The sequence below is a fragment of the Streptomyces sp. NPDC002588 genome (genome assembly GCF_040295925.1).
Taxonomy (GTDB): domain Bacteria; phylum Actinomycetota; class Actinomycetes; order Streptomycetales; family Streptomycetaceae; genus Streptomyces.
In genome coordinates this window covers 180,825-197,428 of record NZ_JBEOWF010000001.1, presented here as the reverse complement: position 1 = coordinate 197,428, position 16,604 = coordinate 180,825, and the positions used below count along the sequence as shown (strand labels likewise).

Annotated in this window: 15 protein-coding genes; all 15 read left to right on the top strand. The window is 71.1% G+C overall.

Going from position 1 to position 16,604, the window contains the following annotated elements; genetic code table 11:
- Positions 1 to 225: 225 nt before the first annotated feature.
- The 15 genes from ABT057_RS00900 to ABT057_RS00830 all read left to right on the top strand — a co-directional run bounded on the left by ABT057_RS00900 (position 226) and on the right by ABT057_RS00830 (position 16,573).
- Positions 226 to 2,247, top strand: coding sequence for a beta-galactosidase (locus tag ABT057_RS00900; RefSeq protein WP_352340072.1), 2,022 nt, complete (start codon positions 226 to 228; stop codon positions 2,245 to 2,247).
- 97 nt (positions 2,248 to 2,344) lie between these two features.
- Complete coding sequence (locus tag ABT057_RS00895) at positions 2,345 to 3,904, top strand: glycosyl hydrolase 53 family protein (RefSeq protein WP_352340070.1); 1,560 nt, start codon at positions 2,345 to 2,347, stop codon at positions 3,902 to 3,904.
- Positions 3,905 to 4,086: 182 nt separating this feature from the next.
- Positions 4,087 to 4,374, top strand: coding sequence for an ArsR family transcriptional regulator (locus ABT057_RS00890; protein WP_352340068.1), 288 nt, complete (start codon positions 4,087 to 4,089; stop codon positions 4,372 to 4,374).
- 180 nt (positions 4,375 to 4,554) lie between these two features.
- On the top strand, positions 4,555 to 5,523 hold the full coding sequence (locus ABT057_RS00885; protein WP_352340067.1) for an SMP-30/gluconolactonase/LRE family protein: 969 nt from the start codon (positions 4,555 to 4,557) through the stop codon (positions 5,521 to 5,523).
- A gap of 70 nt (positions 5,524 to 5,593) precedes the next feature.
- A complete protein-coding gene (gene crcB, locus ABT057_RS00880) occupies positions 5,594 to 6,049 on the top strand; it encodes a fluoride efflux transporter CrcB (RefSeq protein WP_352340066.1) in 456 nt (151 codons plus the stop codon).
- Positions 6,046 to 6,426, top strand: a complete 381-nt coding sequence (locus ABT057_RS00875; protein WP_352340064.1) for a DUF190 domain-containing protein — start codon at positions 6,046 to 6,048, stop codon at positions 6,424 to 6,426. Before crcB (ABT057_RS00880) ends, ABT057_RS00875 begins: the two co-directional genes overlap by 4 nt.
- Positions 6,423 to 6,788 carry a fluoride efflux transporter CrcB gene (gene crcB, locus ABT057_RS00870; RefSeq protein WP_352340062.1) on the top strand — a complete coding sequence of 122 codons (366 nt, stop codon included), beginning with the start codon at positions 6,423 to 6,425 and terminating at the stop codon, positions 6,786 to 6,788. Before ABT057_RS00875 ends, crcB (ABT057_RS00870) begins: the two co-directional genes overlap by 4 nt.
- Positions 6,789 to 6,870: 82 nt before the next feature.
- Positions 6,871 to 7,707, top strand: coding sequence for an undecaprenyl-diphosphate phosphatase (locus ABT057_RS00865; protein ID WP_352340060.1), 837 nt, complete (start codon positions 6,871 to 6,873; stop codon positions 7,705 to 7,707).
- 166 nt (positions 7,708 to 7,873) lie between these two features.
- The gene (locus tag ABT057_RS00860; RefSeq protein WP_352340582.1) at positions 7,874 to 8,551 is read left to right on the top strand and encodes a FadR/GntR family transcriptional regulator; all 678 of its coding nucleotides are present in this window, start codon (positions 7,874 to 7,876) and stop codon (positions 8,549 to 8,551) included.
- A complete protein-coding gene (locus ABT057_RS00855) occupies positions 8,548 to 9,987 on the top strand; it encodes an amino acid permease (protein WP_352340059.1) in 1,440 nt (479 codons plus the stop codon). The genes ABT057_RS00860 and ABT057_RS00855 overlap by 4 nt, the downstream gene beginning before the upstream one ends.
- A gap of 43 nt (positions 9,988 to 10,030) precedes the next feature.
- Positions 10,031 to 11,047: an asparaginase gene (locus ABT057_RS00850; RefSeq protein WP_352340057.1), complete on the top strand. Its 1,017-nt coding sequence runs from the start codon at positions 10,031 to 10,033 to the stop codon at positions 11,045 to 11,047.
- Positions 11,048 to 11,251: 204 nt separating this feature from the next.
- On the top strand, positions 11,252 to 12,664 hold the full coding sequence (aspA, locus tag ABT057_RS00845) for an aspartate ammonia-lyase (RefSeq protein WP_352340055.1): 1,413 nt from the start codon (positions 11,252 to 11,254) through the stop codon (positions 12,662 to 12,664).
- Positions 12,665 to 12,720: 56 nt separating this feature from the next.
- Entirely contained in the window at positions 12,721 to 13,650 is a 930-nt protein-coding gene (locus ABT057_RS00840) for a glutaminase (protein WP_352340053.1), read from the top strand.
- Between the two features lie 164 nt (positions 13,651 to 13,814).
- The gene (gene mptB, locus ABT057_RS00835; RefSeq protein ID WP_352340051.1) at positions 13,815 to 15,212 is read left to right on the top strand and encodes a polyprenol phosphomannose-dependent alpha 1,6 mannosyltransferase MptB; all 1,398 of its coding nucleotides are present in this window, start codon (positions 13,815 to 13,817) and stop codon (positions 15,210 to 15,212) included.
- Positions 15,209 to 16,573, top strand: a complete 1,365-nt coding sequence (locus tag ABT057_RS00830) for a glycosyltransferase family 87 protein (RefSeq protein WP_352340049.1) — start codon at positions 15,209 to 15,211, stop codon at positions 16,571 to 16,573. The genes mptB and ABT057_RS00830 overlap by 4 nt, the downstream gene beginning before the upstream one ends.
- Positions 16,574 to 16,604: the final 31 nt, after the last annotated feature.

Sequence of the window (16,604 nt, the reverse complement as noted above, 5' to 3'; positions counted from 1 at the left end):
TCTCCCCTGACCTGGGTCCCCGCCGGATGCGGAAACCTGCCATGCGAATGGCACGACCTGGGTCCCCGCCCGTCGCGAGGCCCCGTCATGCTCTCTGTGAGCGTTCACAGTAGAGAAACATCCCGGACACTTGTCAATGGTTGTTGCTGTGCGGTTATGTGGGGCCAGCACCGCCACCGTGATGTGTGCACGTTCCCAAATGTTCGATCAAACGGGAGAAAATCCATGCCGGAGACCACCCCCAGGGGCCTCACCAGGCTCGCCTTCGGTGGGGACTACAACCCCGAGCAGTGGCCGGAAAGCGTCTGGCAGGAGGACGTCCGGCTGATGCGCGAGGCCGGCGTCACGATGGTGAGTCTCGGAATCTTCTCCTGGGCCCTCCTGGAGCCCTCGCCGGGGGTGCACGACTTCGGCTGGCTGGACCGGATCATCGGCCTGCTGCACGAGAACGGCATCCGAGTCGACCTGGGCACCCCCACCGTCGTCCCGCCGGTCTGGTTCTTCCGCAACCACCCCGAGGCGCTGCCCGTGACCCCCGAGGGCGTCCGCTACGAGTTCGGCTCGCGCGGGGCCATCTGCCACAGCAACGCCGACTACCGCGCCGCGGCGGCGGACATCACCACCAGGCTGGCCGAGCGCTATGGCGACCACCCGGCGCTCGCCATGTGGCATGTGCACAACGAGTACGGCGTGCCCGTCTCCGCCTGCTACTGCGACTCCTGCGCCGCCCACTTCCGCCGCTGGCTCGAGACCACGTACGGCACCGTCGACGCGGTGAACGAGGCCTGGGGCACCGCCTTCTGGGGCCAGCGCTACGCGAGCTTCGAGGACGTCAACCCGCCGCGCGCCACGCCCACCGTGGGCAACCCGGGCCAGGCGCTCGACTACAAGCGCTTCGCCGACGCCACCATGCGCGAGAACTTCGTGGCGGAGCGGGACATCCTGCACCGCCTCGCCCCCGGTGTCCCGGTCACCACCAATTTCATGACGGCCCTCAGCCAGTGCGACTCCGTCGACTACTGGGCCTGGGGCCGCGAGGTCGACATCGTCACCAACGACCACTACCTGATCACCGACGGCCGCCGCACCCACGTCAACCTCGCGATGGCCGCCGACCTCACCCGCTCCGTCGCCGGCGGCGCCCCCTGGATCCTCCTGGAGCACTCCACCTCGGGCGTCAACTGGCAGCCGCGCAACCCGGCCAAGGCCCCCGGCCAGATGGCCCGCAACTCCCTCGGCCATGTGGCCCGCGGCTCCGAGGGCGCGATGTTCTTCCAGTGGCGGCAGTCCCGGCGGGGCGCCGAGAAGTTCCACTCGGCGATGCTCCCGCACGGCGGCACCGACACGCGCGTGTGGCGCGAGGTGGTCGAACTCGGCGCCTCCCTGGACTCGCTGAGCCCGATCCGCGGCACCCGCACGGAGGCCGACGTCGCCGTGCTCTGGGACTGGCACTCCTGGTGGGCGCAGAACCTCTCCTGGCGGCCCAGCGAGGACCACGACGCCCGCGAGCGCGCCGACTCCTTCTACGAGGTCCTCCACGACCGCCACCTCACCGTCGACTTCGCCCACCCGGAGTCCGACCTGTCGTCGTATCCGCTGGTCGTGGTGCCCGCCCTGTACCTGATGACGGAGGCGGCCGGGAACAACGTCAGGGAGTACGTCGAGAACGGCGGCACCCTCGTCGTGTCGTACTTCTCCGGCATCGTCGACGAGCACGACGCCGTCCACGAGGGCGCCTACCCGGGCGCGCTGCGGGATGTCCTCGGCCTGACCGTCGAGGAGTTCTCGCCGCTCCTCCCCGGCGAGGCCATCCGGCTCACCGGGCCGGACGGCTCCGAGCTGAGCGGCGACGTGTGGAGCGAGTTCGTGGTGCCGCACGGCGCCGAGACCGTCTGGACGTACGCCGACGGCCTCACCGCGGGCCACCCGGCCGTCACCCGGCACCGCCTCGGCGAGGGCACCGCCTGGTACGTCTCCACCCGCCTCGGCCACGAGGGGCTGGACGCCCTGCTCGGCTGGGCCGCCGAGGACGCGCGCCTCGCCCCGCGCGCCGATCTGCCCCACGACGTCGAGGTCGTCCGCCGCTCCGGCGAGAGCGGCAGCTATCTGTTCGCGATCAACCACACCGCCACCGACGCCAAGGTGCCGCTGGACACGTCCGGCACCGAACTGCTGACGGGCGAACGTGCCGCCGGCCGCCTCGCGGTCCCGGCGGGAGCCGTCCGGGTCGTCCGACTCGACGGCTGAGCCGACTCCCCTCCGCCCGTGGAGCCGCGAGCCGCGGGCGGAGGGGCCCTCCCCGAGGGAACCCACCCCCATCACGTCGAAGGGACGACGGACGACGATGTTCCATCCCAGACGCACTCTCAGAGCCCTGCTGCTCCCGCTCCTGGCCGGGCTCGCCCTCACCGCGCTGCCCGCGCAGACCGCCCGGGCGGCCGCCACGCTCACCAACGGCGGCTTCGAAGCCGACGGCGCGGGCGTGGGCTCGCCCACCGGCTGGTCGGAGTACGGCGACACCGGCGCCTCGTACACCGAGTCCGGTGGACACGGCGGGAGCTACCGCCTGAGCCACTACTCGTCCTCCGCCTACAAGGTGGAGACGTACCAGTACCTGTCCGGATTGACCAACGGCACCTACACGCTCACCGCCTGGGTCCGTTCCGGCGGCGGCCAGAACTCCGCCTACATAGCCCTGAAGAACTGCGGAAGTTCGGAACAGCGCACGGCCCTGCCGGTGTCCACCAGCAGCTGGGTCCGGATCGTCACGTCGGTCAATGTGACGAACAACCAGTGCACGATCAGCATCAACAGTGACGCGAAAGCTGGCAACTGGATCAATGTCGACGACCTGACCTTCGCGTCGGGCTCGACCGGCCTGTCCATCAAGGGTGCCGACATCTCGTCGCTCGCCAAGAGCGAGGCTCTCGGCGGTGTATACAGGACCAGCTCCGGTACCGCCGGCGACGCGGTCACCATTCTGAAGAACGCCGGTATGAACTACGCGCGCCTGAAGGTGTGGGTGAACCCCGCCGACGGCTACAACAACAAGACGCGCGTGCTGGCCATGGCCAAGCGGATCAAGGCCGCCGGCATGAAGCTGCTGGTCGACTTCCACTACTCGGACACCTGGGCCGACCCGGGCAAGCAGACGAAGCCGGCCGCCTGGTCCGGCCACTCGTACAGCCAGCTGAAGACGGACGTCTACAACCACACCTACGACGTCCTCAATGCCCTCAAGTCCCAGGGCACCACGGCGGACATGGCCCAGGTCGGCAACGAGATCAACGGCGGCATGCTGTGGTCCGAGGGCTCCACCGACAACTGGGCGCAGCTCGCCGGCCTCATCAACTCCGGCTACAGCGCCGTCAAGGCGGTCTCCTCCGGCACGCAGGTCGCGCTGCACCTCGCCAACGCGGGTGACGACTCCACCGTCCGCTGGTGGTTCGACAACGCCAAGACGTACGGCATCAACTACGACCTGATCGGCCTGTCGTACTACGGCTACTGGCACGGCTCGCCGGCCGCCGCCCAGACCACCCTCGACGACGTGGCCTCCCGGTACGGCAAGCCGGTCTTCATCGCCGAGACGGCCTACCCCTTCCGGCTCGACAGCGACGACTCGCTCGTCAACCAGATCGACACCACCGGCGAACTGGTCACCGGCTACCCGGCGACCGCCGCGGGGCAGCTCGCCTGGATGAACGCCGTCGCGAACATCGTGGAGGCCGTCCCGAACGGCCGCGGTCTCGGCGTCTTCTACTGGGAGGCGACCTGGACCGCCGTCTCCGGCAACGGCTGGGACCCGGCCGACGCCACCTCCGGCAACGGATGGGAGAACCAGGCCCTGTTCGGCTACGACGACAAGGCGCTTTCCTCGATGGCGTGGTTCAGCCACCGCTGATCCCGGCCGTGTGAACCGGAGGCCCGGCCGCACCACGCGGCCGGGCCTCCGTGTGCAGCGGACATCCTTGTCCGGCGGGACCGTTCGCCGGGGCGACCTCACAGAGTCCGGGACACGGCGCCCCCGACTGCGGAAGAGTGGGAAGACACGGTACGAGGAGGACCGGACGGAGGGGAACGACGATGCTGAGGGCTCCCGTTGGTGAGAGACGACTGGACATCCTGGAGTGGCTGAAGGACCCCGCCCGGCACTTCCCGCCCCAGCGCCACGGCGACCTCGTCGAGGACGGCGTCACGGCGGACGCCGTCGCGGCGAAACTCGGGGTGCGCCGCCGGGTGGCCGACACCCACCTCGCCCTGCTCACCCGCATCGGCCTGCTGCGCGTCAAGCGCGTCAAGCGGCGTGTGTACTACCGGCGAGACGAGATCCGTATCGCCGAGGTGGCGCGGATGTTCGAGAAAGGCTGGTGACGGGCGGCGGGCCGGAGCGGCGGAGAACCGCGGACAGCGAGAGGGGAAACGAGGAGAAACCAGGAGAAACCGGCAGAGCAGTTTCCGGAAAAAACCCGGCACAAGACCATGAACGCGACATAATTCCTCCGACCCTGTCTGCGAGGATGGCCTTCTCCTCGAGGAAGGGCGGACCCCCCCATGGACCGTCGGACGGCCCTCGTCCCGATCAGGTACCTCACTCTTCCCGGGCACGGGCCCGAAGACGTCGTGGCCGATCCCGGAGGGCGCGTTCTGACCGGGGTGTCGGACGGACGGATCCTGCGGATCCACGGGCTGGACGACCCGCCCACGGCCCGGGTGGAGCACATCGCCGAGATCGGCGGCCGCCCGCTGGGCCTCGAACTCCTGCCGGACGGCGACCTGTTGGTGTGCGACGCCGACGGTGCCCTGCTGCGCGTCGACCCCGAGGGCGGCACCGGGAACGTCCGGGTCCTGACCGACTCGGCGGCGGGGGAGCGGCTGCGGTTCTGCAGCAACGTCGTCGCGCTGCCCGACGGCACGGTCTACTTCACCACCTCCAGCCGTATCCACCCGCTCGAGGACTGGATGGGCGACATCGTCGAACACACCGGCACGGGACGCCTGTTGCGCCTCGAAGCAGGTGCCGCCCAGGCCGAAGTCCTCTTGGACGGGCTGCAGTTCGCGAACGGAATCGCCCGCAGCGCCGACGACTCGTTCCTGATCGTCGCCGAGACCGGCGCCCGCCGCCTCACCCGCTTCCACCTGAGGGGTCCCCGGGCCGGACAGGCCGAGCCCTTCGTCGAGAACCTGCCCGGCTTCCCGGACAACCTGTGGCGCGGAGCCCCCGACGGGCCCGTGTGGGTCGCCCTGGCGGGCCCGCGCGTCCCGCCCCTCGACCTCCTCCACCGCGCCACCCCCGCCGTACGCCGCCGCGCCGCCCGGCTCGCCCTGCGCGCCCCCTTCCGTCCCTCGGGGACGACCGGGGTGCTCGCGGTCGACGACGACGGCCGGATCACCCGGCACCTCACCCGCCGCCGCTCCGGCTACCGCATGGTCACCAGCGTCTGCGAGACCGGCGGCCGGCTGGTCCTGGGCAGCCTGTGGGAGCGCGGCCTCGCGGTCTGCGAGGCGCCGGTGACCGGATAGGACGGCCCGGGCGGACAAGGCCTACCCTGGTGCCCAGCCGTGATCCAGGGCCGGGCAGGAGACCTACGACATGACAGCCCCGGAGGCCGAGAGCCTCCGTACCGGCGCCCCGCGCAGGAACGCCGGGACCAGTCAGGTCCCGGTGGTCGCCGTGGTCGCCGCAGGCGGGGCGATCGGCGCCGTCGCCCGCTACGCGGCCTCCCTGTGGTGGCCCACGGAGGCCGGGGGCTTCCCGTGGACGACCTTCTGGGTGAATGTCGTCGGCTGCGCGGTGATCGGCGTCTTCCTGGTGCTGGTCACCGAGGTCCGCACCACACACCGGCTGGTGCGGCCCTTCTTCGGCACCGGTGTCCTCGGCGGCTTCACCACCTTCTCGACCTACGCCGTCGACATCCAGCGGCTGGCCGACGCGGGCCGGGCCGGCACCGCCCTGGCGTACCTCGCCGCGACCCTGTGCGCGGCACTCGCGGCGGTGTGGCTCGCGGCCCTCGCGACCCGCCGCCTGTTCGGCGGGAGGCAGCGATGACCAGACTGACCGGCGGTGCCCTGCGGCTGACCGTCCTCGTCGGCGAGAACGACATCTGGCACCACAGGCCCCTCTACACGGAGATCGTCCACCGGGCCCACGCGGCCGGTCTCGCCGGTGCCAGTGTCTTCCGGGGCATCGAGGGCTTCGGCGCTTCCTCCTTGATCCACACCTCCCGGCTGCTCTCGCTCAGCGAGGACCTGCCGGTCGCCGTCGTCGTCGTCGACACCGAGGAGCGCGTCCGCGCCTTCCTGCCCCAGCTCGACGAACTCGTCACCGAAGGACTCGTCGTCCTCGACGAATGCCAGGTCATCCGGTATGCGGGCCGCGGAGGAAACCCGGGCGAACCGGACACGAAGGGTAAGAACTCGTTGTGAACTGGCTGGTGGTCGTCGCGGGCGGCATGATCGGCGCCCCGCTGCGCTATCTCACCGACCGCGCGGTGCAGTCCCGGCACGACTCGGTCCTTCCCTGGGGCACCTTCGCCGTGAACGTCGTCGGCTGTCTGGTCCTCGGCATCCTCACCGGAGCCGCCCACGTAGCCCCCGACCTGCGATTGTTCCTGGGAACGGGCTTCTGCGGGGCGCTGACGACGTACTCCACGTTCTCCTACGAGACCCTGCGGCTGACCGAGGCCGGCGCGGGCCTCTACGCTGCCGTCAATGCCGTCGGGAGCGTGCTGGCGGGTCTCGGGGCCGCGTTCGCCGGAGTGGCGACCGGTCAGGCGCTGTGGCCGTGACCGGTATGGCGCGTCCGCGCCCGCAGGCCCTCGACTGGTAGGACTGTCCACCGCAGTTGTCGACCACCCAGAACTGGATTCCATGAGCGCCATCTCCGTCGGTCAAGCCGTCGTCCTCGGAGCCGTCGAGGGAGTGACCGAGTTCCTCCCCGTCTCCTCCACCGGCCACCTGAAGATCACCGAGGGCCTGATGAGCATCCCGGTCGACGACGACGCCGTCGTGGCGTTCTCGGCCGTCATCCAGGTCGGCGCGATCGCGGCCGTCCTCGTGTACTTCTTCAAGGACATCGTGCGGATCGTCTCCGCCTGGGGCCGCGGACTGCGGAACAAGGAGGAGCGCCACCACCACGACTACAAGTTCGCCTGGTGGGTGATCTACGCGACGATCCCGATCGTCGTCGTCGGCCTCGGCGCCAAGAAGCTCATCGAGGGGCCGCTGGCCTCCCTTTGGGTGGTGGCGGGCTCGCTGATCGTCGGCAGCGGTGTGATGTGGGCGGCCGACCAGATGGGCCGCCACAAGCGCGGCGAGGACGACACCACGTTCAAGGACGCGATGCTGGTCGGCAGCTCCCAGATCCTCGCGCTGCTCTTCCCCGGTTTCTCCCGCTCCGGCGCCACCATGTCCACCGCGCTCATCCTCGACCTGGACCGTGTCGCCGCAACCCGGCTGTCGTTCTTCCTGGGCATCCCGGCCCTCACCGGCGCCGGCCTGTTCGAGCTCAAGGACGCCCTCGGCGCGGGTGTGGGCGCCGCCCCGCTGGTCGTCGGCACCGTCGTGTCGTTCGTGGTGGCGTACGGCTCCATCGCCTGGCTGCTGAAGTTCGTCGCCAAGCACTCCTTCAACGCGTTCGTGGCCTACCGGCTCGTCGTCGGTGTGCTGCTGCTCGGGCTGCTGAGCACCGGAGCCCTGAACAGCTGACGGTCCTCGTCGCCGCGCCGGGCGGGAAGTCTGCATTCAGGCTTCCCGCCCGTTGAATTTCTCATTACACCGCTCTTGACATCACCCGCCCGGCACCCGGAACATCACTCTCGTGAACCTGTCAGACAGCCAGACAGCTGGTTCGGCCCCGCGGCGCGTCAGCGCCATGGAGGCGGTGCTCGGCCACCTCCGCGGCGCCATCGAGCGCGGTGACTACGCCATCGGCGACAAGCTCCCCTCCGAGGCGGAGCTCTGCCGCACCCTCGAGGTGTCCCGGCCCGTGCTGCGGGAAGCCCTGCGCGCCCTGCAGACCATGGGCCTGACCGTCGCCAAGACCGGCAAGGGCACCTTCGTGATCGCGAACACCGTCGAGGACCCCACCTTCGGCGACTACGCGGCCAGCGACCTGCTGGAGGTGCGCCGCCATGTCGAGGTCCCGGTCGCCGGGTACGCGGCACAGCGCCGCACCCCGGAGAACCTGGACCACCTGGCCCATCTGCTCGAGCGCATGGAGCGGGAGACGGACACCACCGCGTGGGTCGCGATGGACACGCTCTTCCACCTGGCCGTCGCCGAGGCCGCCCAGAACCCGGTGTTCCGCCGGGTCATCGAGGAGATCCGCGACGCACTGGCGCGCCAGTCGGCCTTCCTCAACGAGCTGGGCGGCCGCCGCGAGCAGTCCAACCGCGAGCACCGGGCCATCGTCGAAGCGCTGATCGACGGTTCCGAGACCGACGCGGTGGAGGCGATGAGCCATCACCTCGACCGCGTCGAGACGACCCTCACCCACATCGTGCGCACCCCCGGCACGAGCACCCCCCTGGAAGGCGGACCCGAGGCGTGAGCGAACAGCACCTCAAAGACGAGACGCGCCCCTCGTCCCGTCACGTCGACGCCGGCGACCACGGCTACAGCAAGTCGCTGAAGCACCGGCACGTCAACATGATCGCCATCGGCGGTGCCATAGGCACCGGCCTCTTCCTCGGCGCCGGCGGCCGGCTCGCCGACGCCGGGCCCTCCCTCTTCGTCGCGTACGCCGTCTGCGGCGTCTTCGCCTTCCTGGTCGTACGCGCCCTGGGCGAACTCGTCCTGTACCGCCCGTCCTCCGGCGCCTTCGTGTCGTACGCCCGGGAGTTCCTCGGCGAGAAGGGCGCGTACACCGCGGGCTGGATGTACTTCCTGAACTGGGCCACCACCGGCATCGCGGACATCACCGCGGTGGCCACCTACACCCACTACTGGGGCATGTTCTCCGACATCCCCCAGTGGGTGATCGCGCTGATCGCGCTGGCCGTGGTCCTCACGGTGAACCTGATCTCCGTGAAGATCTTCGGCGAACTGGAGTTCTGGTTCGCCATCGTCAAGGTCAGCGCCCTGGTGATCTTCATGTGCATCGGCATCTACCTGCTGGTCACCCAGCATCCCGTGGACGGCGCCACCCCCGGCCCCTCCCTGATCACCGACAACGGCGGCGTCTTCCCCAACGGCCTGCTGCCCATGCTGCTGATCATCCAGGGCGTCGTCTTCGCGTACGCCTCGGTCGAACTGGTCGGTGTCGCGGCCGGCGAGACCGAGAACCCCGAGAAGATCATGCCGAAGGCGATCAACTCCATCATGTGGCGCGTGGGCCTGTTCTACGTCGGCTCGGTGGTCCTGCTGTCGATGCTGCTCCCGTGGAACAAGTACACGGCCGGTGAGAGCCCCTTCGTGACGGTCCTGTCCAACATCGGCGTCCCGGCGGCGGGCGGCGTGATGAACCTGGTGGTCCTGACGGCGGCGATGTCGTCGCTGAACTCGGGCCTGTACTCCACCGGCCGCATCCTGCGCTCCATGGCCGTGAACGGCTCCGCCCCGCGGTTCACCGCGAGGATGAGCCGCAGTCAGGTCCCGTACGGCGGAATCCTCCTCACCAGCGGTATGTGTGTTCTGGGTGTCGGCCTGAACTTCGTCGTCCCGGCGGACGCCTTCGAGATCGTCCTGAACTTCGCGGCGATCGGCATCCTCTCCACCTGGGGCATGATCATGATCTGTCACCTGCTTTTCTGGCAGAAGACCCAGAAGGGCGAACTGACCCGGCCCTCCTACCGGCTGCCGGGCTCTCCCTGGACCGAACTCGTCACCCTGTTCTTCCTCGCCTCGGTCCTGGTCCTCATGTACGCCGACGGCGGCGCCGGACGCACCACCGTGCTGTGCCTGCCGCTGATCGGCGCAGCGCTCGTAGCGGGCTGGTACGCCATCCGCGGCCGCCTCGCGCGCACCTCGGCCAAGGCCGACGCATGACCCCCGCGCCGGCCCACGACAACCCCCAAGTGATCAGGCAGTGATGTACAGCAGTTCCCTCGCCCACGCCCCGTCGATCCGCGAACCCCTCCACGCACCCGTCGCCCACCTCGTCCGCGGCGGGGTGACCGAGGGCATCCACTACGGCTCCGTCGTCGTCCTCGGCACGGGCGGTGAGGTCGCGTTCCAGCTCGGCGACATCGAGGCGGCCTTCTACCCGCGTTCGGCGCTCAAGCCCGTCCAGGCCGTCGCCATGCTGCGGGCCGGGCTGCCGCTCGACGGCGAGCTGCTCTCGCTCGCCGCCGCCAGCCATTCCGGCGAGGAACGCCACCTCGCCGGCACCCGGAAGATCCTCGAGCTGGCCGGCGTCACCGAGGACGACCTGCGCAACGTCGAGGACATGCCGTACGACCCGGAGGTCCGCGACACCTGGGTACGCGAGGGCCGCGGGCCCTCCCGCCTCGCCCAGAACTGCTCCGGCAAGCACGCGGCCATGCTGTACACCTGCAAGCTCAACGGCTGGTCCCTCGACGACTACCTCGATCCGGAGCACCCGCTCCAGCAGGCGATCGCCGAGATCGTCGAGGACCTCACCGGACAGCGGATCGCCCAGGTCACCGTTGACGGGTGCGGCGCGCCCCTCTTCTCCATCTCCCTGCACGGCCTCGCCCGGGCCGCCGCCCGCATCACCACCGCGGCCCCCGGTACCCCGGAGGCCCGGGTCGCGGACGCCATGCGCGACCACGCCGAGATGGCCTCCGGCGCCGGCCGGGACGTGGCCGCCCTGATGCGGGCCGTTCCCGGCCTGCTCGCCAAGGACGGCTTCGAGGGCGTAGAGGTCGCCGCACTCCCGGACGGCAGGGCCGTCGCCGTCAAGATCTCCGACGGCGCGAACCGGGCTCGCGTCCCGGTCACCGCGGCCGCCCTCGCCCGGGCCGGCGTGAACCCCGCCCTGCTGACCGAGTTCGCGGGCGAGCCCCTGCTCGGCGGGGGTGAACCGGTCGGCTCCGTCCGCCCGGCGCGGGCCCTGGACCCCGTCATCGTCCGGGCCTGCGCCTGACAGGCTCCGGTGGCCACCGAGTGTGCGCGGTGGCCACCGGCGGACCGCCGGATCCGTCCGGCCCCCTTACCGCCGGCCCGGTCACCACCGGGCCGGTGCCCGACCGGCTCGGGCGGGCGTCATCCCGCACCGCCCGAGCCGGCACCACCCCCATCGGACGTCACCCGCTCCCCACCCCCACCTTCAGAAAGAGGCCGCACCCTCATGACCGCCGCCGCCACCCGCAGCGAACACGATCTGCTCGGCGACCGGGACGTCCCCGCCGACGCGTACTGGGGCATCCACACCCTGCGCGCCACGGAGAACTTCCCGATCACCGGCACCACGATCTCCGCCTACCCGCACCTCGTCGACGCGCTCGCCGCCGTCAAGGAGGCCGCCGCCCTCGCCAACGAGGAACTCGGGCTGCTGGCGCCGGAGAAGGCCGCCGCGATCGTCGCCGCCTGCCGTGAGATCCGCGCGGGCGGACTGCACGGACAGTTCGTCGTCGACGTCATCCAGGGCGGCGCCGGCACCTCGACCAACATGAACGCCAACGAGGTGATCGCCAACCGGGCGCTGGAACTGCTGGGGTACGAGAAGGGGCAGTACCAGTACCTTCACCCCAACGAGGACGTCAACCTCGGGCAGTCGACCAATGACGTCTACCCGACCGCCGTCAAGACAGCGACGGTCTTCGCGGTACGTGGACTGCTCAAGGCGATGGCTGTACTGCAGGACTCATTCGCCCGCAAGGCCGTCGAGTTCCGCGATGTGCTCAAGATGGGCCGTACACAGTTGCAGGACGCGGTCCCCATGACGCTCGGTCAAGAGTTCTCGGCCTATGCCGTCATGATTGACGAGGACCGCAATCGTCTTGACGAGGCCGTCCAGTTGATCCATGAGATCAACCTGGGTGCCACGGCCATCGGCACCGGACTCAACGCTCCCGCCGGATACGCGGAGTCGGCCCGCCGACACCTCGCCGAGATCACCGGCCTGCCGCTCGTCACCGCCGCCAACCTCGTCGAGGCCACCCAGGACTGCGGCGCGTTCGTCCAGATGTCCGGCGTGCTCAAGCGCATCGCCGTCAAGCTCAGCAAGAGCTGCAACGACCTGCGGCTGCTGTCCTCCGGGCCGCGCGCCGGACTCGGCGAGATCAACCTCCCGCCGGTGCAGGCCGGATCGTCCATCATGCCCGGCAAGGTCAACCCGGTGATCCCCGAGGTCGTCAACCAGGTCGCCTTCGAGGTGATCGGCAACGACGTCACCATCACCATGGCCGCCGAGGCCGGACAGCTGCAGCTCAACGCCTTCGAGCCGATCATCCTGCACTCCCTGTCGGAGTCCATCACCCACCTGCGCGCCGCCTGCCTCACCCTCGCCGAGCGCTGTGTGGACGGCATCACCGCCAACACGGAAGCGCTGCGCGCGAGCGTCGAGAACTCCATCGGCCTGGTCACCGCCCTCAACCCGTACATCGGGTACACGGCGGCCACCGACATCGCCAAGGAGGCCCTCGTCACCGGCCGCGGGGTCGCCGAACTCGTCCTCGAGAAGGGCCTGCTGCCCGCCGACCGGCTCGCCGGCCTGCTCCGCCCCGAGGTCGTGGCGGGCAGCGGAGCACCCCTCGTCTGACGCACCTCTCACCTGCGGCGACACGCCAGGACCGGCGCGGAGGCACAATAGTGATCATGACAACGAGGTCGTCCCGCACCTTCCAGCCGGTCCTGGAACGCATAGCCGAGGAGATGGAGCGCACGCCCGGCCGCGGCCGCCCCGCCGACTACATCCCGGCGCTCGCCGCCCGCGATCCGGGCAGCTTCGGCATGGCCGTCGCCGAACTGGACGGCACGGTGTACGGCGTGGGGGACTGGCGCGAGCCGTTCTCCACGCAGTCCATCACCAAGGTCTTCACCCTCGCCCTGGACCTGGCATGCGAGGGCGACGAGCTCTGGGAGCACGTGGGCCGCGAACCGTCGGGCAACCCCTTCAACTCGCTGGTCCAGCTGGAGTACGAGCAGGGCATCCCGCGCAACCCCTTCATCAACGCCGGCGCCCTGGTCGTCACCGACCGTCTTCACAGCCGCACTTCGGACGCGGCCGGTGAACTCCTCGCGTTCCTGCGCGCCGAGAGCGGCAACCCCGCGCTCCACTTCGACGCCGAGGTCGCCGCCTCCGAGGCCGCGCACGGCGACCGCAACGCCGCCCTCGCCCATTTCATGGCGTCCTACGGCAACATCGACAACCCGGTACCGGTGCTGCTCGAACAGTACTTCCGCCAGTGCTCGCTGACCGCGTCCTGCGCCGACCTCGCGCTCGCCACCTCCTTCCTTGCCCGGCACGGCGTCCGCGCCGAAGGCGGGCGACTGCTCACCCGCAGCCAGGCCAAGCAGGTCAACGCGGTGATGCTGACCTGCGGGACGTACGACGCGGCCGGAGAGTTCGCCTACCGGGTGGGGCTGCCCGGCAAGAGCGGGGTCGGCGGCGGCATCATCGCCGTCGTACCGGGCCGCTGCACCCTGTGCGTATGGAGCCCCGGGCTGGACGAGCGCGGCAACTCGGTGGCGGGCGTGGCTGCCCTGGAGCGCTTCACGACCCTGACCGGGGTGTCGGTGTTCTGACAGAAGTGCCCGGGATCCGGGGCGAGGAGTGGTCGAGGGAGCGGACCTCATCGCTCATCGGCCGGGCCGCGGGATCACATACCGGTCACGCGCAGGCCCCCGCCCGGAGGGCGGCACGTCAGGTTCCGGCCACCCGGCGTTGACACGCTGACCGAGTGTTGGCCATGGCTTTCCCTGTCGATCTCCGCCGCTGCCAGGTCCTGGGCCTGGCCGGAACGGCCTGTCTCGCGCTGGGCGGCGAGAGCGCCGGCGCCCTGCCCGCGCGGGAACTCCTGGCCCCGTCGTCCGTGCATGCCGTGCTGGGCCTCATCGGCGTGTACTTCGGGCTGGTGGTGCTGACCGCGGCCTGGATCCTCCTCGGCCGCCTGGTCCGCGGCTCGGATCCGCCGACCCCGCGTGCCCTGGTCCTGGTCCTTGCCGTCTGGGCTGCGCCGCTGCTGATCGGACCGCCGCTGTTCAGCCGGGACGTCTACAGCTACCTCGCCCAGGGCGCCATGGTCGACGCGCACATGGACGTGTACGCGCACGGCCCCGCCCACCTCGGCGGCCCGCTCGCGGCCGAGGTCGCCCCGCTGTGGCGGCACACGGGAGCGCCGTACGGCCCGGTCTTCATGGCCGTCGCGGCCGCGCTGTCCGGGCTGACGCACGGCGAGCTGCCCGCCGGGCTGCTCGGCATGCGGCTGGTCGCGCTGTGCGGGGTGGCGCTGATGGCGGCCGCGCTGCCCCGACTGGCCCGGCACAGCGGCGCCGACCCGGCCGCCGCGCTGTGGCTGGGCGTCCTCAACCCGCTGGTGCTGGTGCACCTGGTGGCGGGCGCCCACAACGACGCGATCATGCTGGGCCTGCTCGGGGTGGGGCTGGTCGCCGCGCTCGGCCGCCGTCCGATACCGGCCGCCGTCCTCGTCACCCTCGCCGCCCTGGTCAAGGCGCCCGCGATACTCGGCCTCGCCGCCGTCGTGGTGCTGGCCGTGCGAGCGGGCCACCGCCCCGCGCGGGCCGTCCTGACGACCGCGGCCGCCTGCGCCGCCACCACGGTCGCCGCGACCGCCGTCGCGGGCACCGGCTACGGCTGGATAGCCGCCCTGAACACCCCGGTCTCGTCGCAGAACTGGGCCCTCACCAGCCTCCTCGGGCGGGCCACCGGCGCTCTGCTGGAACACCTCGGCAGCGACCTGGCCCCGCTGGCGGTCCCCGCCTGGCACGCCTTCGGGCTCGCGGTCACCGCCGTGGTCCTGGTCGCCATATGGTGGCGGCTGCGCCCGCGCCCGGTGTACGCGCTCGGGCTGAGCCTCGCCACGGTGGCCGCGTTCGGCCCCGCGATCCGCCCCTGGTACGCCCTGTGGGGCCTCTTCCTCATCGCCGCCGCGGCCCCGGACACCTCCGTACGGCATCGTATGGCGGCGGTGGCGGGCGTCCTCGCCCTCGCCGTGCTGCCCGACGGCGGCCCGGCCGACACCGGCCGCCTGCTCCTGGCGGTCTCCGGCGGCGCGCTCGCGGTGGTCGTCCTGTGGCAGGCCCGGCTCGCGTCCGAGGCCCCGGTCGCGGTGGGGCGTACGGCATGAGAGCACCCGCCACCGACCGTGGCCGGCTACTGCTGCTCGGCTGTCTCGTCACCGCCGTCACCCTCTTCACCGCGACGGTCCCGCTGCTTCGGGACTGGTTCGACCTGCGGGTCTACTACGGCACCGTCGACAGCTGGATCCACCACGGCGGCCGCGTCTACGACTACCGGGTGCCGGGCACGCCGTACGGCTTCACCTACCCGCCGTTCGCGGCCGTCATCATGCTGCCGATGGCGCTGGTCGGCCTGCGGACGGCGATCGCGGCCGCCCTGCTGCTGAACCTGGCGGCGCTAGCCGTCGTCGTGCGCGTCCTCGCCGGGCCCGGCTGGCGGCGGCACGGCTGGTACGGCGTCGTCCTGGGTGCCTGTGTCCTCGCGCTGTTCGAACCACTCCGGGACACGTTCAGCTTCGGCCAGGTCAATCTGCTCCTGCTGGCCCTGGTGCTGACCGACGGCCGGCTGCTGGCGAGCGGCCGGGGCCGCTGGGCCGGTGTCGGCATCGGGCTCGCGGCGGCCGTGAAACTCACGCCCGCGGTCTTCATCGGCCTGCTGCTAGTCGCCCGGCGGTGGCGCGCGGCCGCCGTCGCCACCGGCGTCGCGCTGGCCGCCACGGCGCTGGCGGCCCTCGTCGCCCCCGACGCGTCCCGCTTCTACTGGACACGCGCGTTGTGGGACACGGGCCGTGTGGGCAGGCTCGACTATGTCTCGAACCAGTCCCTCCAGGGTGTCCTGGCCCGGCTCGGCCTGGAGAGCAAGGCCGTGTGGGCGGCGCTCGTCGTGGTGGTGCTGTCCGTGTGGGCGCGGCGGGCGCGCCGGGCGGTGGGCGCGGGGGACTGGCAGGCGGCCTTCGCCCTCACCGGTGCCGCCGCCTGCCTGGTCAGCCCCGTCACATGGGTGCACCACCTGGTGTGGCTGCTCCCGTCCTTCGCGGTCCTGATCCGCGCCGGGCAACCGCGCGTCGCGGGCGCCCTGTACGCGGTGCTGTGCACCAGCGTGGTGTGGCTGTGGTTCGACGACGCGTCCGGCATCGACGGCTTCCTGGGCAGCAACACCTACACGTGGGTCACGCTCGGTCTGCTGCTGTTCCTGCCGGTCGGTCATCCCTCCACCGGACGGCGGCCGGCCGGCCACAGCGCCAGTGCGACGGCGGCCCCGCCCAGCAGGGCCGCACCCCCGATCACCCCGGCCTCCGACCAGCCCGGACCCTCTTCCCCGGACGCGGTGACGGGCACCGCCACCGGCTCCGCGGCCGCTCCGGGAGCGGGCCTGGGGCGGGCCCGCAACGCGTCCAGCGAACCCACCGGATCGACCCGGCCGACGGCCTCGAAACCCCAGTCCAGCAGTGCGCGCGCCTCCTCGTAGACGGCGAACACGCCGCCCGCCTGAGGGTTCA